22 protein-coding genes and 1 pseudogene are annotated in these 23,565 nt (G+C 51.7%); 13 read left to right on the forward strand and 10 right to left on the reverse strand.

Annotated features, from left to right (window positions below):
• Positions 1 to 33 precede the first annotated feature (33 nt).
• The 4 genes from M493_RS03450 (at position 34) to M493_RS03465 (ending at position 4,834) form a co-directional block, all read left to right on the forward strand.
• Positions 34 to 1,860: a helix-turn-helix domain-containing protein gene (locus tag M493_RS03450; RefSeq protein ID WP_020958884.1), complete on the forward strand. Its 1,827-nt coding sequence runs from the start codon at positions 34 to 36 to the stop codon at positions 1,858 to 1,860.
• Positions 1,861 to 2,047: 187 nt separating this feature from the next.
• The gene (locus tag M493_RS03455; RefSeq protein WP_020958885.1) at positions 2,048 to 2,419 is read left to right on the forward strand and encodes an ArsR/SmtB family transcription factor; all 372 of its coding nucleotides are present in this window, start codon (positions 2,048 to 2,050) and stop codon (positions 2,417 to 2,419) included.
• Entirely contained in the window at positions 2,409 to 4,535 is a 2,127-nt protein-coding gene (locus M493_RS03460) for a heavy metal translocating P-type ATPase (protein WP_020958886.1), read from the forward strand. Before M493_RS03455 ends, M493_RS03460 begins: the two co-directional genes overlap by 11 nt.
• 53 nt (positions 4,536 to 4,588) lie before the next feature.
• A complete protein-coding gene (locus M493_RS03465; RefSeq protein ID WP_020958887.1) occupies positions 4,589 to 4,834 on the forward strand; it encodes a hypothetical protein in 246 nt (81 codons plus the stop codon).
• Positions 4,835 to 5,031: 197 nt separating this feature from the next.
• Here the strand turns inward: M493_RS03465 and M493_RS03470 are convergent, their stop codons facing one another.
• The 8 genes from M493_RS03470 to M493_RS03505 form a co-directional block, all read right to left on the reverse strand.
• The gene (locus M493_RS03470; RefSeq protein ID WP_020958888.1) at positions 5,032 to 6,186 is read right to left on the reverse strand and encodes a Ger(x)C family spore germination protein; all 1,155 of its coding nucleotides are present in this window, start codon (positions 6,184 to 6,186) and stop codon (positions 5,032 to 5,034) included.
• Entirely contained in the window at positions 6,183 to 7,718 is a 1,536-nt protein-coding gene (locus tag M493_RS03475; RefSeq protein ID WP_020958889.1) for a spore germination protein, read from the reverse strand. The genes M493_RS03470 and M493_RS03475 overlap by 4 nt, the downstream gene beginning before the upstream one ends.
• Complete coding sequence (locus tag M493_RS03480) at positions 7,718 to 8,809, reverse strand: GerAB/ArcD/ProY family transporter (RefSeq protein ID WP_020958890.1); 1,092 nt, start codon at positions 8,807 to 8,809, stop codon at positions 7,718 to 7,720. The genes M493_RS03475 and M493_RS03480 overlap by 1 nt, the downstream gene beginning before the upstream one ends.
• Before the next feature lie 287 nt (positions 8,810 to 9,096).
• Positions 9,097 to 9,399 carry a metal-sulfur cluster assembly factor gene (locus tag M493_RS03485; RefSeq protein WP_020958891.1) on the reverse strand — a complete coding sequence of 101 codons (303 nt, stop codon included), beginning with the start codon at positions 9,397 to 9,399 and terminating at the stop codon, positions 9,097 to 9,099.
• Positions 9,400 to 9,420: 21 nt separating this feature from the next.
• On the reverse strand, positions 9,421 to 10,671 hold the full coding sequence (locus tag M493_RS03490; protein WP_041267729.1) for a membrane protein: 1,251 nt from the start codon (positions 10,669 to 10,671) through the stop codon (positions 9,421 to 9,423).
• Entirely contained in the window at positions 10,668 to 10,877 is a 210-nt protein-coding gene (locus M493_RS03495; protein WP_020958893.1) for a DUF2249 domain-containing protein, read from the reverse strand. The genes M493_RS03490 and M493_RS03495 overlap by 4 nt, the downstream gene beginning before the upstream one ends.
• Complete coding sequence (locus M493_RS03500) at positions 10,874 to 11,113, reverse strand: DUF2249 domain-containing protein (RefSeq protein ID WP_020958894.1); 240 nt, start codon at positions 11,111 to 11,113, stop codon at positions 10,874 to 10,876. The genes M493_RS03495 and M493_RS03500 overlap by 4 nt, the downstream gene beginning before the upstream one ends.
• A 77-nt stretch (positions 11,114 to 11,190) precedes the next feature.
• Complete coding sequence (locus M493_RS03505; protein ID WP_020958895.1) at positions 11,191 to 11,883, reverse strand: Crp/Fnr family transcriptional regulator; 693 nt, start codon at positions 11,881 to 11,883, stop codon at positions 11,191 to 11,193.
• Positions 11,884 to 12,115: 232 nt separating this feature from the next.
• Between M493_RS03505 and M493_RS03510 the strand changes: the two genes are divergently transcribed.
• Positions 12,116 to 14,479: a nitric-oxide reductase large subunit gene (locus M493_RS03510; RefSeq protein WP_020958896.1), complete on the forward strand. Its 2,364-nt coding sequence runs from the start codon at positions 12,116 to 12,118 to the stop codon at positions 14,477 to 14,479.
• Positions 14,480 to 14,542: 63 nt separating this feature from the next.
• Here the strand turns inward: M493_RS03510 and M493_RS18625 are convergent, their stop codons facing one another.
• A complete protein-coding gene (locus tag M493_RS18625) occupies positions 14,543 to 14,713 on the reverse strand; it encodes a hypothetical protein (protein WP_020958897.1) in 171 nt (56 codons plus the stop codon).
• Positions 14,714 to 14,841: 128 nt separating this feature from the next.
• On the opposite strand from M493_RS18625, the gene M493_RS03515 reads away from it, so the two are divergent.
• From M493_RS03515 to M493_RS03550, 7 genes and pseudogenes are all read left to right on the forward strand, one after another.
• On the forward strand, positions 14,842 to 15,075 hold the full coding sequence (locus M493_RS03515; protein ID WP_020958898.1) for a DUF2249 domain-containing protein: 234 nt from the start codon (positions 14,842 to 14,844) through the stop codon (positions 15,073 to 15,075).
• Positions 15,076 to 15,178: 103 nt separating this feature from the next.
• The gene (locus tag M493_RS03520) at positions 15,179 to 15,781 is read left to right on the forward strand and encodes a molybdenum cofactor guanylyltransferase (protein WP_020958899.1); all 603 of its coding nucleotides are present in this window, start codon (positions 15,179 to 15,181) and stop codon (positions 15,779 to 15,781) included.
• A 183-nt stretch (positions 15,782 to 15,964) separates the two neighbouring features.
• Complete coding sequence (locus M493_RS03525) at positions 15,965 to 16,411, forward strand: carboxymuconolactone decarboxylase family protein (protein WP_020958900.1); 447 nt, start codon at positions 15,965 to 15,967, stop codon at positions 16,409 to 16,411.
• A 168-nt stretch (positions 16,412 to 16,579) separates the two neighbouring features.
• Positions 16,580 to 17,698: a TIGR04053 family radical SAM/SPASM domain-containing protein gene (locus tag M493_RS03530; protein WP_020958901.1), complete on the forward strand. Its 1,119-nt coding sequence runs from the start codon at positions 16,580 to 16,582 to the stop codon at positions 17,696 to 17,698.
• A gap of 235 nt (positions 17,699 to 17,933) precedes the next feature.
• Positions 17,934 to 18,152 (forward strand): annotated as a pseudogene (locus M493_RS03535) (ABC transporter permease); the annotation flags it as partial.
• A gap of 361 nt (positions 18,153 to 18,513) precedes the next feature.
• On the forward strand, positions 18,514 to 19,689 hold the full coding sequence (locus M493_RS03545; protein ID WP_020958904.1) for an MFS transporter: 1,176 nt from the start codon (positions 18,514 to 18,516) through the stop codon (positions 19,687 to 19,689).
• A 327-nt stretch (positions 19,690 to 20,016) separates the two neighbouring features.
• Positions 20,017 to 21,078, forward strand: coding sequence for a multicopper oxidase domain-containing protein (locus tag M493_RS03550; RefSeq protein WP_020958905.1), 1,062 nt, complete (start codon positions 20,017 to 20,019; stop codon positions 21,076 to 21,078).
• Between the two features lie 158 nt (positions 21,079 to 21,236).
• On the opposite strand, the gene ilvB is transcribed toward M493_RS03550, so the two are convergent.
• Positions 21,237 to 22,913 (reverse strand): biosynthetic-type acetolactate synthase large subunit, encoded by a 1,677-nt coding sequence (ilvB, locus tag M493_RS03555; RefSeq protein WP_020958906.1) that lies wholly within the window; start codon positions 22,911 to 22,913, stop codon positions 21,237 to 21,239.
• A gap of 228 nt (positions 22,914 to 23,141) precedes the next feature.
• Here ilvB and M493_RS03560 point away from each other — a divergent pair, with 228 nt between their 5' ends.
• Positions 23,142 to 23,549, forward strand: a complete 408-nt coding sequence (locus tag M493_RS03560; protein ID WP_020958907.1) for a hemerythrin domain-containing protein — start codon at positions 23,142 to 23,144, stop codon at positions 23,547 to 23,549.
• Positions 23,550 to 23,565 lie beyond the last annotated feature (16 nt).

The raw sequence follows: 23,565 nt of genomic DNA on the forward strand, positions 1-23,565 counted from the left end.
AAATTGTGGAGTTCAACATAAGGGGGTGGAAAAATGAGCGAAAAAGCTTCGGCTCAACGTTGGAATGCGGGGGATAAAGAGACAGACCTTCATATGAAAATTCTTCTGGAAAGCTTTCGGACGATCACCTCGACTCTGGAATTGGATGAAGTGCTGAACAAAATCATGCTTTGCGCTTTTACCATGTTCCGGTCGACAGATGCCGGGTATATCCAGCTATTTGATGAGCAGTCCGAGAAACTCATTGTGAGAGCTTACGTCGGGTTCAACGATCGCATTCGGTCATTTCGTGTCAGCATTGGCGAATCCATTGTCGGAAAAGTGTTTCGTGACGGGTGTGTGCGAATGTTGAGGACCACAAAAGAAATATACGACCAGATGGCGGATTTAAGCGAAGAAAACTTCCATATTTTACATTCTGCCATCGAATCAAAAAAAACGGTTCAGTCCCTTTTATCCGTTCCCATTACGTACGGCGAAAAACGAATCGGTGTAATGACGCTTCACCGTTTTGAGAAGGAAGAGCAGCCGGGTGAAAGGGATCTTCTTCTTCTGCAAAGCTTTGCCTCACATGTGGCCATAGCGATTCATAATGCTCAGCTTCACGAGGAGGTTCAAAAAAATTTAGATGAGGTCACTTGTTTGTTAAATAAATTGGAGTCGACAAACAAATTGTTGCAAAAAAGGATGGACATCCATAACCATTTGACAAAAATATCAATCGAAAATAAAGGATTGGATTCCATCATTATGGAAATGAACTCGTTGATGGGAAAAACGGTTGTGTTCGCGGATTATCTCGAGGGAAAATGTTATCCTTCCGACAGTCTATCGATTGAAAAAGTCATGGCAGACCTTTTTGTTCTTTTTAAAACGAGAACTAAACCTGCCTATGCGCGCATTTCAGATTTTGAATCGTTCCATTATATATATCCAATAAGGTCAGCATCGGCTTTTTTAGGATGTTTGATCGTTGAAGGAGATGCCCCTTTATCCATAGAGGAGCGTCTAGTGTTGGAACAAGGTGCCCCTATTTTGACTATGGAAGTGATGAAGAACTTATCGAGAAGCGATGTGTTGTATAGAAAAACTTATGAAAAATATCATGAATTCCTCAAAATAAAAAATCCTATTCAGGCGGAAGCGGCAATTCGGGAGCTAGGAATGAGCATAAAAAAGTTTATTCAGACAGTCGTCATCGAGCTTTACGGGAATTCAGATCCGTATGCCCTTGCCAATGATGCCCGCTCCTTCGTCACTCGTATGCAGAAGGTGCTGCCTCCCGAAAATAGGTTGGTCATGTCTTACAATAACAAAATTGTCCTGTTCTCTACGACTAGCAATGAACATGACCAGTCCAAATGGATCGATTTAGTGAAAAAAATGGTTGATGATTGGAACAAAAGATTTACAGTAGCCGTTCGAGCTGGAGTCAGCACAGGCATTTACTACCATGGGTATGCGGAAGAAAACCATAACAAAGCGGAAAAAGCGTTGCTCTATTTAAAAAAGCAAAATAAGAAAGGTGTTTTTCATTTTCATGAAATGGGGATTGGACGTCTCTTTTTACATCATCACCCGAGTGAAATGGAATCCTTTCTGTCCGAAACGCTCTCTCTCTTGTGGACAGATCAAGAGACATACCAAGAGCTTTTGCATACTCTTATCAGCTATGTCCAAAGTGGCCGTTCGATGTCGGCCACAGCGAAAAAGCTTCATATTCATCCGAATACGTTATATCATCGCATCAAAAAAATTGAGGGGTTATTGGGACTGGATTTTGATAATTATGAAGATTATTTGAGTGTTCAGCTTGCTGTTTACTTATACAGCCGTTTTTATCACATAGCGGATGAGTGATCTCGATATGGCCAAACGATATATTTCGGGCGATGCCGTCAACTAATGTGGCATAGACGGGCTCTAGTTTGTTTTTGAGCAGTTAGGAAGCACCTTTTTACAGTCAAATGAATATTTGAATATGGACAGTGATGTATGGTATTTTATATTCAAACAAATATTTGAATGTGACTGTGGGGGGCTAATGATGGGACGTGGTGATATTTGCGACGTTTACTGTTATGACGAAGAGAAGGTCGCACGGGTTCAACGGAGGCTACATGATGAACACATTGCCGCGATTGTGCCGTTTTTCAAGGCGCTTGCCGATGAAAACCGGGCGAAAATTGTATACGCCCTTTGCGAAGAAGGGGAGCTGTGCGTCTGCGATTTAGCGAACGTCATCGGTGCAACGGTGGCAGCGACGTCGCATCATTTGCGCCTCCTGTACAAACAAGGAATCGTGAAATATCGGAAAGACGGAAAATTGGCCTTTTACTCGCTCGATGACGATCATATTCGCGAGCTGTTGCTTGTCGCGCTCGCCCATCAGAAAGAGGGAGATCGCCGTGCGGAGTGAACAGGCGCTGGATCAATGGGAAGCGAAAACGTACCGGGTGCAAGGATTGACGTGTCCAAACTGCGCGGCCACGTTTGAGCGAAACGTGAAGTCCTTGCCCGGCGTGAAAGAGGCGAAAGTGAATTTTGGTGCCGCCAAGCTCACCGTTTGGGGCGAGGCGACGATCGATGAGCTTGAACAAGCGGGAGCGTTTGAACAGTTGACCATTCGTGAAGAACGTGAGCGGACCGTCCGGCCGGAGCCGTTTTGGAAGAGGAAGGAGAATCGGAACGTTTACGTCGCCGCCGCGTTGCTGGCCATCGGCTGGACGGCGTCGGCGGCGGGCAGTGGTCGGTTGGCGGTGGCTGCGTATGTCGCTGCGATTGTGATCGGCGGCTACTCGCTATTTCGGGCTGGATTTCGTAACTTGATCCGCTGGCAGTTCGACATGAACACGTTAATGACGATTGCCGTTCTCGGCGCGGCGGCGATCGGGGAATGGCAGGAAGGGGCGGTCGTTGTCATTTTGTTTGCCATTAGCGAAGCGCTCGAGCGCTATTCGATGGAAAACGCGCGGTGGTCGATCGCGTCGTTAATGGAAATGGCGCCGGACGAGGCGACCATCCGGCGCGGCGCCGAGGAAGTGACCGTTCCGGTCGAAGACGTTCGCGTCGGGGATGTGATGATTGTTAAGCCGGGTGGAAAAATTGCTATGGATGGCATCGTCATAAGCGGCGCTTCGACTGTGAATGAAGCAGCGATTACCGGTGAAAGCTTGCCGGTAGAAAAAGCACCGGGGGCTGCGGTGTTCGCCGGGACGCTTAACGGGGAAGGGTTCCTCGAAGTCGAAGTAACGAAGCGGGCGGATGAGACGACAGTGGCGAAAATGATCGATCTCGTCGAAGAGGCGCAAGCGGAGCGGGCCCCTTCGCAGGCGTTCGTCGACCGGTTTGCGCGCTATTATACGCCGTTTATTATCGCGGTTGCGCTTCTGATCGCCGTCGTGCCGCCGCTCGTGATGGACGGGGCATGGCTTGATTGGGTGTATCGCGGGCTCGCGGTGTTGGTGATCGGCTGTCCGTGTGCGCTCGTCATCTCCACCCCGGTGGCGATTGTCACCGCCATCGGAAACGCGGCCCGGCGCGGCGTGCTCATCAAAGGCGGCGCGCATCTTGAACAAATCGGCCGGCTGCGGGCGGTGGCCTTGGATAAAACGGGGACGTTGACGAAAGGGAAACCGGCCGTGACCGATGTCATCGTGTATGAAGGAACACGCGAGCAGCTGCTGGCCATCGCCGCCGCCATCGAAAAACGGTCGCAGCACCCTTTGGCTTCAGCCATCGTCCGTCGGGCGGAAGAAGAGGGGACGCCGTTTCTCGACGTGCCGGTTGGCGAGTTTCAGTCATTGACCGGCCAAGGGGTGAAGGCTGTTGTCGGAAGCGAAACATACTACATCGGCAGCCCCGCCTTGCTCACCGGCTTGATCGGGGAGTTGCCGGGTGAAGCGGAACAACAAATCGCTGTGTTCCGCAGCGAAGGAAAAACGGTGATGGCCGTTGGCACCGCCAACCGGCTGTTGGGGCTTGTCGCTGCGGCCGATCCATTGCGGCCGTCCGCTCCGGATACGATCGCGGCATTGCGGCGCCTTGGCGTGGCGGAAATCGCGATGGTGACAGGCGACCACAGGCAAACGGCACAGGCCATCGGCCGCCAAGCGGGCGTATCGGACGTTCGCGCCGGGCTGCTTCCCGAAGAGAAGCTGGCGGCGATCCGCGAGTTGAAACAACGTTGCGGCATAACCGCCATGGTCGGCGACGGGGTGAATGACGCTCCTGCCTTGGCCGCGGCCGATGTCGGCGTGGCGATGGGCGGGGCGGGGACCGACACCGCCTTGGAAACGGCTGATGTCGTGCTGATGGCCGATGACTTGCGCCAGCTTCCGTACACGATCCACCTTGGGCGCCGAACGCTTGCCATCGTTAAACAAAACATCGCCATCGCCTTAGGGTTCAAAGTGTTGGCACTCGTGGCTGCCGTCCCAGGCTGGCTCACCCTTTGGCTTGCGGTGTTCGCCGACATGGGGGCGACGCTGCTCGTGACGCTCAACAGCATGCGCCTGTTGCGGGTGAAGGGTTAGAAGGTTTGGCGAAAATGCAAGCTGTTTGCTGACGACTGCGGGGAGGGGGCGCCATGAACCATTTTCGGGAAAAAGCGATCCATGAAACAGAGCTGACAGAACAAGTTCCACCGATGGATGACCGGGTGTTTTCGCCGACCGAGGAGTTGGATCGGATCACAGCCGGAGGAGCGATGAAGCGGGAAGCCCTCGACTGGCGGGGATTTCCCCGGTGGATTCGATGCTTCGGATTCGTCGCCTTGGCCTTTTTTGTCATCGTTCCTTTGCTGGCATGGTTGTTGAACGTGTTGTTTGAATAGGAGATCAAACGCCAACAGGAAGCGGATCCCGCGGAGGAGAAAAGCACACAACACGGAAATGCCCGTCGTTCCGTGTCGTGTGCTGTTTGCGTTGTATATAGTCATTCTTTAAGCGAATAGCGGTGTCAGTTGTTCGCGACAATCGATCATTTGATGATGATTGCCCTTTTGCTTGCTCATCGCAATGGTTGCTTTTTTCAATCCCCTACGCGGTAGTCGGCTTTTTCTTTTCCACCTGAACGGATTATAAGATCTACAGAGATGGAAGGGAGAAACCTATCGTTCAGCGGAATGGTTCCATTGACCGATAAGCGCCGCCATTCGTGTAAGGCGTTCCGGTGGAAAACGGCGGAGAGATTGAGCGTATCGATCCCCCGGGACGCCCCCCACTGATAAGTGCGCCGTATTTCCTGTTTGACGGTTTGTTTTGCGAGCCGGACGAGCTCGTTCCGGGACAATGAGTCATTCGCTTCTTCTATAATGTTCCCATCAATTCGAACGTGTAAATGGGCGGTGTATTTGCCGTTGTCACGTTTTAGCGTCCACTCGGCATGCGGGCTGCGAATAATAAGCGTAGCCGCTATTTTCCCTTCTTTCCGAATGGCGAGAGGGGTGCGGTGAATATCTTGTTCAACCCAGCGGATTCCTTTCGCCTCAGGAAAGCGGGCGCATGCCTGCAGCTTGTAATGATGCAAAAAGCAAACACCTTGGAGCTGCAACATCGTTTTGTTTTTTTCGTCTTCCGTCCATGATGTTTTGGTCAGTCCCAAATAAGGGAGGCGGGCGGTCATGGCTGGCTCGTCAAGATGGGCGATAAACCGGTTCAAGCGAATCGGGCGGATAAACGAGCTTTGTCGAAAAAGCTCCTCCGGGTTCGATAACAGCGAGTAATACGAAGAGGTAAGCAACAGCGGTGTGGCCCGAAACAATTGCTCTAACGGCTCATCAGTGGCATACACCCAAATCGTATGGCGAATTTCGTTATACCGGGTTAATAAGTCAATAGTGTTTCGGATCACGTGCGGCTGCAACGCCCGTTTGGTGAAGACGATGCTTTTCACGTGCCCCCAGGAAACCATTTGCTGGATGGATTGATAAATTTTATGGGCGGCAAGATCAAACGTTTCCGCTGTCGCCTTGCCGACTGAAAGAACTGCTTGTTCTCTCGCTCCCCCGGCTTCGACTTTGGCCAAGCCGCTGAAACTGACAAGCTGAACGTATAAAACGAATTTTCCGTCTTGATAATCGATGCCAACCGCATGAATGTAAACGATATGGTCAATGTTGCGCGCTCCCCAGCAGCCGCTGAGCAAAACCGCTGCGAGGAGGGGCGCCAGCAACCGCTTAGTCATTCGCCTTTTTCCCCTCTCGGTGTCGAGTCGTTCGGATGCAATATGCGGGCGCGTGTGCGAAACTGCTTCCACGTGCTTGACACAACAACTTTTCCGGCTTCTTTCGAGGCGGGCATCAAGGGAGCGACATAAGGAACACCGCATGTTTGCAAATTGGCGGCATACGCCAAGACTAAAAAAGACGAAAACATAAATCCAAACAATCCAAGGAACGAGGAACAAATTAGAACGAAAAACCGCAATAAGGTAGCAGTGCCCGATAAGTTTTGGTTGACAAGCATAAAGGAAGAAATAATGGAAATCGCGACGACCACAAGCGTCGCCGGCGAAGTGAGCCCGGCGTTAATGGCCGCCTGGCCGATAATCAGACCGCCGACGACTGACAACGTCTGTCCAATTGCAAGAGGCAGGCGCATTCCCGCTTCTTTAAACACTTCAAATAAAATCACCATGATAAACATTTCCAAAGATACAGGAAGCGGCACCCCTTGCCGGGAAAGGACAAGCGTTGCTAACAATGTAAACGGGAGCTGGTCTTGATGGAATGTCGTTAAGGCCATCCATCCACCCGGGAGCAAAATGGACACTGACGTGCCGACGAGACGGATCAAACGTTGAAAAACGACAAACAAGAAAAATGTATGATTGTCTTCGGAAGTATTCAATAAAAACGTCAAATTGCCCGGGCCGATTAAAGCGGTCGGCGATCCGTCAACCAATATCACAAACCGCCCGTTAAGAAGCGAAGTGACAGCGAAATCCGGCCTTCCGGTATATCCGAACAAAGGGAAGATCGAAAACCGATGATCGGAAATCCAATGCTCGATTTGGTTTGTGCTTGTCACGGAATCTACATATAAATTCGTTAAACGATGTCTCATTTCACCGATCACATCGGCATGGGCAATATCGTCGATATAGAGCAGCCCTACTTTTGTCTGGCTGCGCGTGCCGATAATAAACGATTCGTAAACGAGACGGTGCGAACGGATTCGCTTCCGAATTAACGCGACATTTTTGCTGATTTCTTCAATAAACCCGTCTTTCGGGCCGCGGATCGATACTTCTGTATTCGGTTCTTCCGGATCACGGTTTGGCGGGCTGGCGATGGCCATGGCATATAACGCGCCCGCCTCTTCGAAATAAATGAGCAAATCGCCGCTAAACAGCCGGAAGTTTAGATCATCGATTCGCACTTCTTTTCCTATATATTCGAGCGTTGCCGGTTTACACGTTTCAATGTCGGCTGTCGAGCGGCACGAACATCGTCTGCACATGTCACGAAGCATCGGATAAACGGCTTTTTGCAGCATTTGTGTATCGCATAGTTCTTCACAATACAGAAAGAACAGCCGAACAGCGCCCATATCCCCGTCAGTTATAGTGGACTGAACCGCAGCCTCAGTGATGATGACATCATCGCATTTTTCATACATCGCCCGCAACGCTTCCTCAGAAATGACAATAGTTTCTAACCCCGTATGATCGTCGGTTACCCGTTTTTGTCCGGCTGCTCGCATCGATGTCGGCATTATGACGACCTCCTTTTCTGCTGGAGATGGGAAAATACCCCTAATAGGCTGAGCAAAACCGAAAGGGAAAGAGAGAAAACAAGCGATGACGGCAAAACCCAATGCTTAACGAAGTGGAAAAATTGATCATCCCCGATCGGAACGAGCGCTGCCGATATAATGGCGAGATAAACGACCATCAATACCCACCGGCGCGTTTCTCGATGTTGAATTGGAAACAGCTCGACAATGAGCGCTGTAAATAGTGAAATGCGAATGAAAGCTCCAGACAGCCATTGATGGACGGATAAAAAATCGACATGTTCGATGTATGTCCCTAAGTTAACCAACCTCCATTGTTCAAAAGCCGGATAGCGAAGGCGTGTAGCTTGCTCAGGGCCGAACTCCGTAATAGCGCCGATCGTCGGCCCGATGCTCAAACTGCCTGTAAAGATGGCGATCATAAGAAGCGATTTCCATGAAAATGTGTTCGGCAGCCGGTGGGTGATGAACAAAAGCATAATCACTTCCGTGTAGCCGGCCCCGGCGTATGCCATGCCGTGCAGAACAGGCATCCACCCGTGTTCAAGCATAGGTTTTAACAAAGAATGATCTTTATGCTGCATAGTGGATAACATAACAAAAAATCCAAACACGGTGACAAATGACAACAGGATAAGCGAAACATTTGCAATGGATTGGATGCCGCGGTAAGCGCTATAAAAACAAAGGCCGGTGATGGCAACAATCAGCGCCCATCGTGGCGTCGCCGGCAAATAAGATGTCGTTGTAAAGGTGACAGTATCAAATAAAGTGACAAAACTATGCACCAATAAAAAGATGGTGCTAATGAAAGCAACCGCATAAGCAATGATGGGCGAGAATTGGGTGCTCAGCCACTCGAACAGCGGCTGACCGTTGGTCTGTTTAATGACAAAATAAAGAAGAAGCAGCCAGATAGGGAGAATAAGCAAATCGGCCGCAGCGGCGATCCATGCGTCCCGATGCGATGCTTCAAGCAAGATGGGAATAACAAGAACGTGATTCATCAGGCCGGTGGAAAGCATAATCACACTTAGTAGTTGTATAACGTTCAGCGGCTGCCCGTTCATCGTGATTCCCTTTCTTGACTGTGAAATTGATCCTGATAGACAACATTGTTTCCAACTAGAAACAAACTATGCATAGCCATCTAGGGGAACAAGGTGTCGGTCACTGCAACGATAAGGAAGGGGAATGCAACGGATGAATGACATCGGGATGTTTTGGCGCGGTGTGGTGAACGAACCGCTAGGTGAGGAAAGAGCCATTTTTTCATATGAGCCTTTCTTTGTTTGCGAAAAGGGCCGCTCCGTCAGTATGGAAGGGCGGCCCAAGGGGAATCGAAGCGCTGCTTTTTTCAGGCAAAATAGCCAAGCTGCCGGAGCGCTTCTTCGCTCATCCGTTCCGGCGTCCAAGGCGGGTTCCATGTCACTTGGACGCGTACATCGCGGACGCCGTCGATTTGCTCGAGCGCCCGTTTGACGCCGCCGGCGATCGAGTCGTGAAGCGGGCAGCCGGGAGTGGTGAGCGTCATGAGCACATCGATATGGCCATTTTCAATTTGCAAGTCATAAATTAATCCTAAATCGACAACGTTAATGCCAAGCTCCGGATCTATGACCGTTTTCAGCTGTTGAATGGCAAGTTCGCGGACATCCATCGTGTTTTCCTCCTCATTCCTTTATTTTCGAAAGACCGCTAAAATCGTTCCGGCAAAAGCAACGCTTAATCCAGCTAACAATACTTGAGCGATGGCCAACAGCGGCACGCTGGCGACAGCCAGCGCCACAGCCGCCAGCGCCAAGGCGGCGAGCCATAGGCGGCATTGAATGGTGATGGCCCGCTCGTTCATCATTTGTTTTAACGTCGGCACGTTTTGTTGGCCGACTTTTTCGCTGTAACGATGCGTCCACCATAAAAACGGCACGATTTTAAACAAATAGCCGATGATGCTAAAGCCGATCCAGCCGATTGTAGAAAGATAGAGGATGATGCCAAGCCACCGTCCGCTGCCGGCTATGATGGCGATGACGGCGGCCGCGTGCAGCGCAAGGCCGATGGCCACCGCCGTCACGGAAAATTGAAACGGACGGTCAAGCGTTTTTTTCATTCGCTTTTGCAAAATGGCGCGGATATGCCAGGCGAAAACGGCGAATCCGCCCATGAGCAAAGCGGCACCGACCGCAAGCCCTGCCTTGTTTGGCGAGAATAGGCTGGCGAACGCCACCGCAATCCCGCCGGTGTACAGCGCATAGACGTAGCGCGCCGGCCGCAGCGAAAAGCCGTGGGCGAGCGAAAACATCGGCGCCATTTTGTATGAAAAGCCCATGATAAGCAGCGTAAACCAACCGCACAGCCCAAACAGCACATGCAGCCCGAACACCGATTCGTGGCTGTTGGCGCCTGTAGCGGCAAAAAAGTGAAACGCCAGCATCCCCCCGGCGGCTGCCGTCAGCAGCAAAAACAACAGCGATGTGGCGACAAAGAGCGTCATGACGTTTTTCGTTTCTTGCTTTCTCAACGTCATCGCCATTTGCCAGACGAACAAAACGATGCCAAGCAAAAGCAGCAAGCCGGGAAGAAACGCCTGGTTGGGCGCCACCGCCAGGCTTACGGCAAACGCGACAATGCCGGTTGCTGTCACGGCAAATTGCCAAAAGCCGAGCCGCTCGCTCCAAATCGGCGTCAAAAAGGCGACGGGAACGAGTTGATACATCGCCCCCATGGCCGTCATTAAGGCGAACCCGAGCAGGCCGAGGTGGGCCGCCGCCCAGACGAGCGGCAGCCGGAACGTGCCGCCGCTAAGGGCAGGAACGGCCCAAAGCAGCATAAGTTGCGAGACGGCGAACGCTAACACGGCGAACATGATAAACGAAAACGGCAGACGGACGTCTGTTTCCGTTCCCGTGCGAGTAGGAAACACGTTGCTCATCCTTTCGTAATTCGAATTTCGAAGCTGCCGTCTTCGCGTGCGAACGTTTCGTGCCGGTAGCCGAGCTCATCGAGCTGTTCGTACAAAAACATCGGGCGGCGGTCGTTGATGATCGTCAACGTTTCACCTTGATTGAGTTTCGCGAGGGCGGCAAGCGTCCGCATCATCGGTTGCGGCGGCTCCAATCCGCGGTTGTCTAGGATCATTTGTCTCCCCCCTGTTTGGTGAACGTCACTTTCCAATGTTTTTTCTCGATTTGTTCGGCCTCGTACGTAAATCCTTTCGCTTTCATAATCGGAAACAGCGGCAGCGGCTTGAACGGGGCATGCAAAATGAACGTATCGCCCGGCTGCAGCGGCTTAATGGCGTTCATAATCTTTTCAAACGGTTCCCGTTTTTGCCGCAAGTCTTCGCGCACATCGAGTTCGATCGTGACAGCCATGTACATTTCCTCCTTTTTGACTACTATGATAATCATTTTCAACAACCGGTGTTGTGATATGGCTCACACATAGATCGTTAGAAAAAGATTTCTTTTTCCAACCCTTCCTGATCGATCAAATAAAAGCCGTGTTCATCGACATGAATCAACCCTTTTCGTTTCAGCTGGCTTAACGTCCGGCTCACCGTTTCCCGCGCCGTGCCGATCATATTGGCCAGTTCGCGGTTTGTCACATGGGCGGTGAGGCGGTGCCATTTCCCTTGCTTGACGGCGTTCGTGCGCGTCAGCCGCAACAATAGAAGCACGATTTGTTCGTACGTATTATGGAGCACCTGGGCCTCAAGCCGGTTTTGCAAGTCGACGATTTTTTCCCCCATGACGCGAAACAGTTTCATGCATAGCTCAGGACTCGCCATCAGCACTTGCTCGAAATCGTGGATCGGAATGGCGACCAACGTCGCTTCCTCGACCACTTCAGCGTGAGCCGGATACGTGCCTTTTAAGAAAAAGCCGGCGTGCGGAAACATTTCTCCCGTCTGCAAAAGCGAAACGATTTGTTCTTTTCCGCTCAAGTCGGTTTTATAAATTTTCACCGTGCCGGAATGAATGAAATAGACGCGCTCGAGCGGGTCGCCTTGCATAAAGACGAACGTCCGCGGCTTGTAGACGCGCACGTGGGAGATGGCGACAAGCGAGTCGAGCTCGTAATCGGACAGTTCGCGAAACAACGGAACGGTTTTGAGACGGTCTTTCATCCAATGGTTCGCCATGGCGTTCTCTCCTTTGGAAATGTGACAAAAGTGTGACAATTGCCAATGGGACATCGATGCCTTTCTTTTGTTGAAAAGCCGCACCGTTTGGCGCCTTCTGCCTTCATTGTATAAATTCTCACACTTCAAAGCTGTGATATAAATCATAGTGGATGTTTGCCCCCGCTCACAAATCGGTCAAAGCGAAGAGCGCTACAATGGGGACGAACAAACGAGAAGGAGGTTGCGCTACATGGAGATTCAGCGATCCGTTCGCCCCAATGTCCGGCCGGGGCGGCAAACGACCAATAGTTTTCTCAAATCCATTCTTATTTTCACCATTTTAATCAGCTTTACCGTCCTGCTTGTCGGCGGGTATTGGATTTTTAAAGAGATGGCGCCAAGGCCAAAAGAAGTGCGCAGCGAAGACGGTCAAGTGCTGATGACGAAAGAAACGATCATCGGCGGGCAAGCTGTCTTCCAAAAATACGGGCTGATGGATTACGGCACCGTGCTGGGCCACGGGTCGTATATGGGACCGGACTACACAGCCGAAGCGCTCAAAGTTTACACGGAAGGCATGCAAGACTACAAAGCAAACGAGAAATACAACAAGCCGTTTTCCGAGTTAACGGATGAGGAAAAAACGGTCATTCGCGAACAAGTCATCAGCGAAATGCGAAAAAACCGCTATAATCCGGTAACCGATGTGCTGGTGTTAACGGACGCCCAAGTGTACGGGCTTGAAAACGTGCGCGACTATTACCGCGACGTGTTTACGAATGGCGACGGTTGGGGATTGAAAAAAGGATTGATTAAGGAAACCGATATGCCAAAAACGGATCGCGCTTGGGTCGCTGAGGGCGATCAAATCCAACAAATTGCTGACTTTTTCTTCTGGACCGCCTGGCTGTCGAGCACGTTGAGAATTGGCGACGAAATTACGTATACGAACAACTGGCCATATTATGAAGACGCCGGCAATACGATGTCGTTCTCGGCTGTCTGGTGGAGCGGCGCCAGCGTCACGATTTTGATTTTGTTCGTCGGGATCATTTTGTACGTGTTTTACCGCTATCAGTTAGGGATGCAAGAGGCGTATGCGGAAGGGAAGTTTCCGGTTATCGATTTGCGGCGGCAGCCGCTCACCGCTTCGCAAGTGAAAGCGGGCAAATATTTCGTTGTCGTCGCGGCACTGTTCTTCGTGCAAACGATGTTCGGGGCGTTGCTTGCCCACTACTACACCGAGCCGGACAGTTTCTTTGGCATTGATGGGATTTACGACTTGCTGCCGTTTAATATCGCTAAAAGTTACCATTTGCAGTTGGCCATTTTCTGGATCGCAACGGCATGGCTTGGCATGGGAATTTTCGTCGCTCCGCTTGTCGGCGGACAAGAGCCGAAAAAGCAAGGGCTGCTTGTCGATCTCCTGTTTTGGGCGCTTGTCGTCCTTGTCGGCGGCAGCATGATCGGCCAATGGCTCGGCGTCAACGGTTACTTAGGAAACAGCTGGTTCTTGTTTGGCCACCAAGGTTGGGAATACCTTGAACTTGGCCGCGTCTGGCAAATTATTTTAGTCGTGGGCATGCTGCTTTGGCTGTTTATCGTCTTCCGCGGTGTCAAACGCGGGCTGAAGCGGGAAAGCGACAGAGGCGGGCTCATCCACTTGCTGTTTTACTCAGCCATCGCCGTTCCGTTCTTCTACATTTTCGCCTTCTTTATGGAGCCGGATACGAACTTTACGATGGCCGACTTTTGGCGTTGGTGGATCATCCACTTATGGGTGGAAGGGATTTTTGAAGTGTTTGCCGTTGTTGTGATCGGATTCTTGCTCGTGCAAATGCGGCTTGTGACGAAAAAATCGACCGTTCGAGCGCTCTATTTCCAATTTACTCTTTTGTTGGGCAGCGGTGTGATCGGCATCGGACACCACTATTACTACAACGGTTCACCGGAAATTTGGATCGCCCTTGGGGCGGTGTTCTCGGCGCTTGAAGTCATCCCGCTTACACTGCTCATTTTGGAAGCGTACGAACAATACAAAATGATGCGCGACGGCGGGGTCAACTTCCCGTACAAAGCGACGTTCTGGTTCTTAATTTCGACCGCTATTTGGAACTTAGTCGGCGCCGGCGTGCTCGGTTTTCTCATCAACTTGCCGGCTGTCAGCTACTTTGAACACGGGCAGTTTTTAACGCCGGCCCACGGCCACGGGGCGATGATGGGCGTGTATGGCATGTTCGCGATTGCCGTGCTTCTTTACTCGCTGCGCAACATCGTCAAACCGGAAGCATGGAATGACAAATGGCTGAAATTCTCGTGCTGGATGTTAAATATCGGGCTTGCAGGCATGATCGTCATCACGCTTCTTCCGGTCGGGGTGTTGCAAATCAAAGAAGCATTTGTGAACGGCTATTGGGCGTCGCGTTCGCCGTCTTTCCTGCAGCAAGACATCGTGCAAAACTTGTTGCTCATCCGCTTCGTTCCGGATACGATCTTTTTAATCGGCGTCGTCGCCTTGCTTGCCTTTGCGGTGAAAGTGATGTTCCACTTGCGCAAACCGACGCATCGCGAAGGGGAAGAGCTGCCGGTCGTAAACTTAGCTGAAGAAGAGTAAAAACAAACACGCACAGCGGAATCCGCTGTGCGTTTCATTTTGAAACGTTTTCACCAATAAAGATTATCGCCCGTGGCATTCGCTCGTTTCGCTGTTTTCTTTCTCTTTTTGCTTGTCATGGCACGGAAAGCAGTATAACGTCTCTGTTTCCCGGCTGACGACACCGTTTAAAAACCCATGCAGACAATGGATCGGCTTGCCGCATTGCGCGCAAAAGCCAACAAGCTCTTCCAACCGCCATTTCTCCTTTCACAGGGATTGAAAATGTTCACCGTCCGGCTGTGACGCGCGTCACTACCGTCGTAGGCCAAAGCGGCTATGATGAGTATATAATTCATTATACTACAAAGGAGGCCGACGTTATGAGCCAATTTGCCGCAAAAATCCACGCCCCGGACTATCCGCCGCGCGATCGCCATCCGGCGATTTTCCGGCTGTTTGACAGCTTAAAGCCGGGGGAAGTGATGGAACTGGTGAACGACCACGACCCGCGTCCATTGCAATACCAGTTCATGATGGAGCGTCCGGACGAATTTACGTGGGAGTATTTGGAGGAAGGGCCGGACGTATGGCGGGTGGCGATCGGAAAGAAATAACTGCACCGTTTCATCGGGATTTCCGTCTGCAGGCGGAAATCTTTTTTTTCGACGGTTCGTATGGTACGGTAAAAACAAACGATGTCCGGAAAGGGGAAGGGTGATGAAACCAACCATTGCCGGAGCGGTGCTCGCCGGCGGCCAGTCGCGCCGATTCGGGCGGCCGAAGGCGTTTGCGCTGCACGAAGGCGCGCCGTTTTTCACCTGGTCTGTTGCGGCATTGCGGTCTGTCGCCGATGAACTGTATATCGTCAGCCACCCGTCGCTTGTCGATGAATTCCGCCGGCAAACGGACATCCCGGTGTTGCTTGACGTGGAGCGCTGCCGCGGCTGTGGGCCGCTTGCCGGCATTTACACCGTGATGGAACAGAGCCAGGCGGATTGGGTGTTCGTCTTGCCGTGCGACATGCCGTACATGCGGCAGGAAGTGACGAGTCGGCTTGTTTCCTATATCGATCCGATGGTTGATGCCATCGTCCCGCTCCATGGCGGCCGTCCGGAGCCATTGGTCGCCTTATACCACCGGCGGCTCAGCCCTGTGATCGCCGAGCTGCTTGATATCGGTGAACGGCGGATGACGGCGCTCCTTGAACGGATTCACGTCCGGTATATTGACACGAATCAGCTCGGTGTCGAGGAGAAAGTGTGGCACAATGTGAATACACAACAAGAATACGAAAGCCGCTCAGATAGATGCTGCTTTTGATAGGCGGCTTGCCTTCGTTGGCATTATCGTGGGCCGACGGTGAAAGAAGAGGAAAGGCGTATAGATCCACCGCTGCGTAATTTTCGCTGGCATCGAAAGGAAGTGGTGCGTTCTATACTAGGGCTGAAGAGGGGGATCAAGGTAAGTGCGGAGAAAATTGTCTAAAAAGGGAGGAGAACGGTGATGACCTTGCGCTTCAATTACCGTATTGAAAACCCAGAAGCATTTGAAGCCCTAACTAAACTAGAGGAATTTATGAACAAGAGTGGGCTCGACAAAACGCTCTATGAGCTAATTAAAATTCGTGCCTCACAAATTAACGGATGCGCCTTTTGTGTAGATATGCACACTAGGGATTTACGAAACATGGGAGAAACTGCACAACGTATTAATTTAATTAGCGTTTGGCGTGAAGCTTACGACATTTTTTCTGAGAAAGAAAAGGCGGTACTGGAATTAACCGAAGCAGTTACGCTTATTTCAAATAATGGGGTTCCCCAACATTTGTATGAAAAGGTTCGCCAGTTTTTTAGTGAAAAGGAATACGTAGACTTAATTATGGCGATTAACACCATTAACTGTTGGAATAGAATGGCGATTTCAACAGGTATGTATCCGGGCTGCTTTTAATCATTTTTTGTTGCAGCTGAGGATCTGTCGCCACATCCGACCGTACACGCGGCCGTCGTCTTCATTCAAGGTGCGATCGCCATCTGTTGTGGCCTCGCTGCGGATGTGATGGATATCACATAATGCGCCTAAGTGTTGCGGTACAATGGAGGCCGAGGAGGGGACATGATGCGCGATTTCAATGAAAACCCGTTTATCGTTATTTGGGAGTTGACGAGGGCGTGTCAATTAAAATGCCTTCATTGCCGCGCCGAAGCGCAATATCATCGCGATCCGCGCGAGTTGACGTTTGAGGAAGGGAAAAAGCTGATCGATGACATTTACGAGATGGATCAGCCGATGCTCGTCTTTACGGGAGGCGATCCGCTCATGCGGCCGGATGTGTACGATTTGGCGAAATATGCGATCGACAAAGGATTGCGCGTGTCGATGACGCCGAGCGCGACGCCGAACGTGACGAAAGAAGCGATCCGCAAGGCGAAAGAAGTCGGCTTGTCGCGCTGGGCGTTCAGTCTTGACGGGCCGAATGCCGAGATTCACGACCATTTCCGCGGCACGAGCGGCTCATTCGATTTGACGATCCGCGCGATTCACTACTTGCATGAACTTGACATTCCCGTGCAAATCAACACCGTCATTTCGCGGTACAATGTTCATGTGCTTGACGAGATGGTGGCGCTCGTCGAGAAGTTAAAATGCGTCCTTTGGAGCGTCTTTTTCCTTGTGCCGACAGGCAGGGGAAAAGAGGAGGATATGATTTCTCCGGTTGAGCATGAGCGGGTGTTCCGCTGGCTGTATGAAACGAGCAAGCGCGTTCCGTTTGACATCAAAACAACGGCAGGCCAGCATTACCGCCGCGTCGTGCTGCAGGCGAAAATGCGCGAAGGAAAAGCGGCGAAAGGCGGCATCCGTTACGAAGACGTGTTGAACCAAGGGTTGACCGGGCAGGTCGACGGGCTCGGCCGCGCGCCGAAAGGGGTAAACGACGGCAACGGTTTCGTCTTCATTTCCCATATCGGCGACGTCTACCCGAGCGGGCTGCTGCCGGTGAAGGCAGGGAACGTCCGGGAAACGCCGCTTGCGGACATTTACCGACACTCGCCGATTTTCCAAGATTTGCGCAATCCGGACAAATACAAAGGGAAATGCGGCGTTTGCGAGTTTCGCCATGTGTGCGGCGGCTCGCGCTCGCGGGCGTACGCGGTGACTGGCGACTATTTGGAAAGCGAGCCGTATTGTGTTTACATTCCAAAGGCGCTGCGGACAAAAGAGCGCAGTCAATTGTAAAGGGGCGGTGAAAACCGGCTGGTTCTTCTAAAATGGCGGCGCCGCCGCGTTCGCGGGACGGCGCCCGGGTGCACGCGGCGGACGTTGGTGATGTGTCCGAAACATACGGGGAAGGGGGAAGGCGCCCTTCCCCGTTTTCGCTGTTTAGCGCGAAACATCATTGGCGTTCTAAGTTGACGATAAACGTTTCCGGCCCTGTCGGTGTTAAGCTTCCCCCTTTCGGTTCAAGGCTCGCTTTAACGAGTCGACAGCCGCGCTGTTGTCGCCGGACGTCCGGGCGCTGGGGATCGTCACCGTCGAACAGACCGCTGGCGCCATCGCCGGTCCTTTGCCATTTTCGCAAAGTTTGCTGCTCATTTGGCCGCAGGCGACCGCCTTGATCGCGGCCACTCTCATCTGCTTTGCGGCGGCTTATTTGTTATTTGTGAGGCAGGAAATCCGGGCGCACGGGTGAGAACGGGCATGGCCTTTTCCGGCTTCCGTGGTCGATGGTGCATGGCGCCGGCACTTTGCGCGGGGCGGGGATGTTTGGAAAGCCTTGAACGCGGCAAAAAACGTGCTTCACCTAATCGACTGCATCCGTTCCTTGGTAGGAACGGATTTTTTTATGGCTGTTTTTGTCATACATGCGCCGCTTGGGCAAGAAAACAATATAATGATGAAAAGCCATTTTTGACAAAAACGTGACAGCAACTTTGACGAAACGGTGACAACAACGGCAAATGTGATAAACCTCACAAATCTATTTTCCGTGCCTGCGTATGATGGAATTACAAACAAAGCCACATATTTTGAAGGTTAGGGAGGGGCTTTTCATGAATAAACAAAAGGCGTTGTTGCCGATCACAACGTTGGCAATGACATTTTCATTCGCTGTATGGGCCGTCTTTTCACCGCTCGCGAGCACATTCCAAGAAATGTATGGACTGACATCGACACAAAAAAGCATTTTGGTCGCCATTCCGGTGCTGCTCGGCTCGATCATGCGTTTGCCGCTTGGCATTTGGACGGACCGGATCGGCGGGAGAAGGCTGTTTTCGCTGTTGCTGTTATTTTTAATCATTCCGCTTGTTGGGGCAGGGTTTGCTGATTCATATGCGATGCTCATGTTTTGGGCGTTTTTCATCGGCATGGCCGGAACGTCGTTTTCGATCTCGGTGACGTTTGTTTCGCGCTTGACTCCGCCGGAAAAACAAGGGACAGCGCTCGGGATTAACGCGATGGGGAACTTCGGCACGGCGGTCGCCAGCTTTTCCGTTCCATCGATTGCCGCGGCGTTCGGTGTACCGTGGGCGTTTTGGGGGATGATCATCCCGGTTGTCATCATGCTTGTTCTCGTTTGGTTTTTCACACCGGATATGCCGAAGCCAAAACAGCAAAAAACGATGCGCGAATCGCTGTCGGTGCTCAAATATAAACATACGTGGACGCTGTCGCTCTTTTACTTCGTTACGTTTGGGGCGTTCGTTGCCTTTGGCATTTACTTGCCGTCGTTGCTTGTGGATTTGTACGGTTTGACACCGGTCGATGCCGGAATGCGCGCAGCCGGGTTTACGGTTATCGCGACGCTCGCCCGGCCGATCGGCGGCTACCTTGGTGATAAAATCGGTGCTGAACGGGTATTGACGTTTGTGTACGCTGGGATGACGCTCGGCGCCTTAACGGTCGCGTTTGGAATGGAAAACATTTGGGTGATGACAGTGGCTTGCCTGCTGCTCGCGGCAATGTCTGGGTTAGGCAACGGTGCAGTTTTCAAGCTCGTTCCGCAGCTGTTCCCGGCTGAGACAGGTGCGGTCACCGGTCTTGTTGGCGCCTGGGGCGGACTTGGCGGCTTTTTCCCGCCGATTTTAATGGGAATCATTAAAGACGCAACCGGCTCATACGCGCTTGGTTTCATGCTTCTTGGCTTGTTTACCTTGATCTGCTTCTTGCTCAACCGAGTCGTGTTTGGCAAAAAGGCGGGCGAACCGGTGAAACGGTACGCGTCGTAAAGACAATATCATAGTTCGGAAACCAAAGAGGCCAAAGGCACGTGCTTTTGGCCTTTTGTTATCATCTCTTGATGTGCGCTGTCACAGGATACAAAAATGCCTGCCTATCCGACACGATGTAGCGGGTCAATAAGAGGGAGGGGGCCTCCGTTTTCTGGCAGCCAACATGAAAACGTTCCTTACGATTGCTACCTTGCGAAACTGTATTGTTCATTATTTCACAAACCATTCAAACATGACCGCCTGCCGGTGATACAAATCACTAGGGGAAAAGTGGAGATGCCGTACCCTAAAGGTGTAGACGATATCACTTAAGGGGGAAGAACGATGAACCGAAAGATGTCTTCGCTGTTGTCCGTCGCGTTGACTGCTTCGCTTTTGGCCGCATGCAGCAATGGGGGAGGGGAGGCAAAGGCGGAAAATAAAAATGGAACAGCGGCCTCTGCGCAACAGTCTGCCGAAAACGTGTTAGCCGCTCATCAAGGAGTCAACCAAGCGCCGGTGCCGTTGAAAATGGAGCGGATCGGCCCGCATGATGTCCGCGTTGAAATGACGGCGCAAATCACTGATATTGAAATTGACAAAGGGAAAATGTATAAAGCATGGACGTTTAACGGTCAAGCGCCAGGGCCGCTCGTCGTCGTCAATGAAGGGGACACAATCCACTTTACATTAAAAAATATGGATCCGGTCATCCCGCACAGCATGGATTTCCATGCCGTCCACGCTGCTCCGTCCGAAGATTTTATTGATGTGATGCCAAACGAATCGGGAACGTTCACGTATCCGGCGAACAAACCGGGTGTGTTTATGTACCATTGCGGCACGAAGCCAGTGTTGCAGCATATCGCCAACGGCATGCACGGTGTGATCATCGTCAAGCCGAAAAACGGCTATCCGACCGATAAAGAAGTCGACCGCGAATATGTGCTCATCCAAAACGAGTGGTACAAATATAACGATATGAATGACTTCCAAAACGGAGTGCCAAGCTACGTCGCTTTCTCGACGAAAGCGCTGAAGCCTGGTGACCTGAACACAAACGGGGATACGTTCACGCTGAAAGAAAAACCGTTGCTTGCGAAAGTCGGCGAGAAAATTCGCTTGTATGTCAATAACGTTGGCCCGAACGAGGTGAGTTCGTTCCACGTCGTCGGCACTGTCTTCGATGATGTGTATCTTGACGGCAACCCGAGCAATCATCTAAAGGGAATGCAAACGGTGATGCTTCCGGCAAGCGGCGGCGCGGTTGTCGAATTTACCGTCACCAAACCGGGAACGTACCCGATCGTCACTCATCAGTTTAACCATGCACAAAAAGGAGCCGTCGCCACGCTGAAAGTCACAGAAACCGGTGAAGACGACGGCGCGGAAACAAGCGGACATTAATGTTCCCCCGTTTCCCCAAACGGGAGATGGCCGCCCAAAGCCCTATAGCTCTTATTATACGGCGGCAAAAAGAAAAAGAAGTGATTCGCATCACAACCGACAAGAAAAAAAGAGCGTCCGGCAGGCCGTGAACAACGGCCGGTCGGGCGCTCTTCCCATCAGCGCGCCAAAATAGCTTGGTCGTTGCTTTGCCCAGGGGGAACGATCGGATAAACGTTTTCTTCCTCGGCGATGTTAAAATCAAGCAAGACCGGTCCATTGTGCGCTAACGCTTTTTTGATGATCGCCTCTGCCTCTGCTTCCGAGTCGGCCGCATACCCGGCCGCCCCGTATGCCCCGGCCAGCTTAGCAAAATCAGGCGAAGTAATTTTCACGGCTGAATAGCGCCCTTGGTAAAACAGTTCCTGCCACTGGCGCACCATCCCCAAATACCCGTTGTTTAATACGGCGATTTTAATCGGGAGGTTGTGTGCAACAGCCGTCAACATTTCTTGAAGATTCATTTGAAAACTGCCGTCCCCGGTCACACAAATGACCGTTTGGCCCGGCGCAGCGACAGCGGCGCCGATGGCTGCCGGGAGGCCGTACCCCATCGTCCCGAGTCCGCCGGACGTTAAAAAGGACCGCGGTTTGGTAAAGGCATAATGATGGGCTGTCCATATTTGGTGTTGGCCGACGTCGGTGACCACAATCGCCTCGTCTCCTGCGAGAGCTGAAAGCATTTGGATGACTTTTTGCGGCTTTAGGCGGCTTGCAGACGTATCGAAGCGGGGCACCGTCCGCCGCCACTGTGTCGCTTCCGCCACCCAGTCTTTCGTATGTTCCCGGATGAGTGGATAGCGGAGCCGATCGATTAAAGAATGGAAAAATTGTTTCGCATCCCCGACAATCGGAAGGTCGACACGGATGTTTTTGTTAATCTCGGAAGCGTCAATATCGACATGAATTTTTTTCGATTTTGGCGAAAATCCGCTCATTTTTCCCGTCACCCGGTCGCTGAAGCGCACGCCGGCGCAAATGAGCAAGTCGCATTGATGGACCGCTTTATTGGCCGCATAAGTCCCGTGCATGCCGAGCATTCCTAAGTATAACGGATTTTGAGCGAAAGCGCCAATTCCCATCAACGAGCTGACAACGGGGATTTGGCCTTTTATGGCCACCTCGCGCACCAGTTCCGAGGCGCCGGAGCTGATGACCCCACCGCCGATAAACAAGACCGGTTTTTTGGCGCTTTCAATGGCGGCAATGGCGGCTTCCAACGATTTTTTCGGTATTTTCTTCGGTTTCGGGAGTGAAGCTTTTGGCATCGGGTAGGACGCCGTCGCCTCCTGGCGGAGAAGATGAGTTGGAATTTCCACCGTCACCGGCCCTGGTCTTCCACTTAGCGCAATTTCATAGGCGTGCTGGATGGTTGATGGGATGCCGCTGATTTCGTTCACTTGCAAATGGTATTTCGTAACCGGTGTGCAAAGGCTAAACACATCGAGGTCAGGAGCATACAAGTCGTTTTCCGGAGAGGGACGCGTGACAATGATAAGCAATGGGACGGAGTCGCTTAATGCGGTTGCGATTCCGGTAATACCGTTTGTGATTCCGCCCCCTGCCCCGATGATCGCCACTCCTAATTTCCCCGAAGCACGCGCATACCCGTCCGCCGCATGAACAGCCGCTTGTTCGTGCTTCATTTCGATATACGACAGGCGGGAGGAGGTTTCGAGTGCTTGGCGAACCGGCAATGTGCTGTCATGGCAGCAGCCAAATACGCGGCTGATTCCTTGAACGGCTAATGATTGTACTAGTACATCGACTCCGAGGCGGATCGGAGGATGCAACATTTCGCCACCTTCTTTCTCACTTTTTCCTCATTTTAAACAACTTGTGTACAGATTGTATGCGAACTCCGTCACACCACAAGTTGCTCTCGGTAGAAATTGAGGGGGAGCGCATTAGGGAAAAGGAGCTTCTTTTCCTTTCCCCTCCCTATTCGGCATAACATACCTACTGTTTGGAAAACATAGGTTAATAAAGGGGAAATATAGGTATTCAGGAAGTGAGGTGATCAAATGGGCGGCCCATCGCTGCGAAAGTTGGACGCGCATCGCTCCATTCATCATGGGGCATTTGCTGAAGCGAAACGTCTGACCGATTTGCTGGAAAAACTGTATGACGAGCGGCGCAGCGAGCATCTTGCTGAGGTGGCGGATGCGCTTGCCGAACATTGGGAAAAACGGGTCATTGCCCACGCCGAGGCCGAAGAGGAAGGGTTTTACCGTGAAAAGGCCGGAGAGGGAGAAGATCTGGCTGAAACGGTTGCACGGTTAAAACGTGACCATGACCTTATGAGAAAATTGATTGCCGAAATACGGGAGCGGCTGCCTGAACAGGTCGATGGCGAGGTGCTAACCCGTTTTCACGCCTTGCTTCACATCAATCGCATCCATAGTGCCGATGAGGAAAGTCTGCTCTTTTAAATTTGGACGGAACGAA

This window comes from Geobacillus genomosp. 3 (genome assembly GCF_000445995.2).
Classification (GTDB): Bacteria; Bacillota; Bacilli; order Bacillales; family Anoxybacillaceae; genus Geobacillus.

Coding starts and splice junctions, on each gene's coding strand:
- M493_RS03505 (WP_020958895.1), bottom strand. CDS start 11,883: ATGGCGAACCATTGGATGAAAGACCGTCTCAAAACCGTTCCGTTGTTT.
- M493_RS03550 (WP_020958905.1), top strand. CDS start 20,017: ATGAACCGAAAGATGTCTTCGCTGTTGTCCGTCGCGTTGACTGCTTCG.
- M493_RS03525 (WP_020958900.1), top strand. CDS start 15,965: ATGACCTTGCGCTTCAATTACCGTATTGAAAACCCAGAAGCATTTGAA.
- M493_RS03520 (WP_020958899.1), top strand. CDS start 15,179: ATGAAACCAACCATTGCCGGAGCGGTGCTCGCCGGCGGCCAGTCGCGC.
- M493_RS03560 (WP_020958907.1), top strand. CDS start 23,142: ATGGGCGGCCCATCGCTGCGAAAGTTGGACGCGCATCGCTCCATTCAT.
- M493_RS03490 (WP_041267729.1), bottom strand. CDS start 10,671: ATGAGCAACGTGTTTCCTACTCGCACGGGAACGGAAACAGACGTCCGT.
- M493_RS03470 (WP_020958888.1), bottom strand. CDS start 6,186: ATGACTAAGCGGTTGCTGGCGCCCCTCCTCGCAGCGGTTTTGCTCAGC.
- ilvB (WP_020958906.1), bottom strand. CDS start 22,913: ATGTTGCATCCTCCGATCCGCCTCGGAGTCGATGTACTAGTACAATCA.
- M493_RS03515 (WP_020958898.1), top strand. CDS start 14,842: ATGAGCCAATTTGCCGCAAAAATCCACGCCCCGGACTATCCGCCGCGC.
- M493_RS03495 (WP_020958893.1), bottom strand. CDS start 10,877: ATGATCCTAGACAACCGCGGATTGGAGCCGCCGCAACCGATGATGCGG.
- M493_RS03530 (WP_020958901.1), top strand. CDS start 16,580: ATGCGCGATTTCAATGAAAACCCGTTTATCGTTATTTGGGAGTTGACG.
- M493_RS03480 (WP_020958890.1), bottom strand. CDS start 8,809: ATGAACGGGCAGCCGCTGAACGTTATACAACTACTAAGTGTGATTATG.
- M493_RS03485 (WP_020958891.1), bottom strand. CDS start 9,399: ATGGATGTCCGCGAACTTGCCATTCAACAGCTGAAAACGGTCATAGAT.
- M493_RS03465 (WP_020958887.1), top strand. CDS start 4,589: ATGAACCATTTTCGGGAAAAAGCGATCCATGAAACAGAGCTGACAGAA.
- M493_RS03545 (WP_020958904.1), top strand. CDS start 18,514: ATGAATAAACAAAAGGCGTTGTTGCCGATCACAACGTTGGCAATGACA.
- M493_RS03510 (WP_020958896.1), top strand. CDS start 12,116: ATGGAGATTCAGCGATCCGTTCGCCCCAATGTCCGGCCGGGGCGGCAA.
- M493_RS03455 (WP_020958885.1), top strand. CDS start 2,048: ATGGGACGTGGTGATATTTGCGACGTTTACTGTTATGACGAAGAGAAG.
- M493_RS03500 (WP_020958894.1), bottom strand. CDS start 11,113: ATGGCTGTCACGATCGAACTCGATGTGCGCGAAGACTTGCGGCAAAAA.
- M493_RS03475 (WP_020958889.1), bottom strand. CDS start 7,718: ATGCCGACATCGATGCGAGCAGCCGGACAAAAACGGGTAACCGACGAT.
- M493_RS03450 (WP_020958884.1), top strand. CDS start 34: ATGAGCGAAAAAGCTTCGGCTCAACGTTGGAATGCGGGGGATAAAGAG.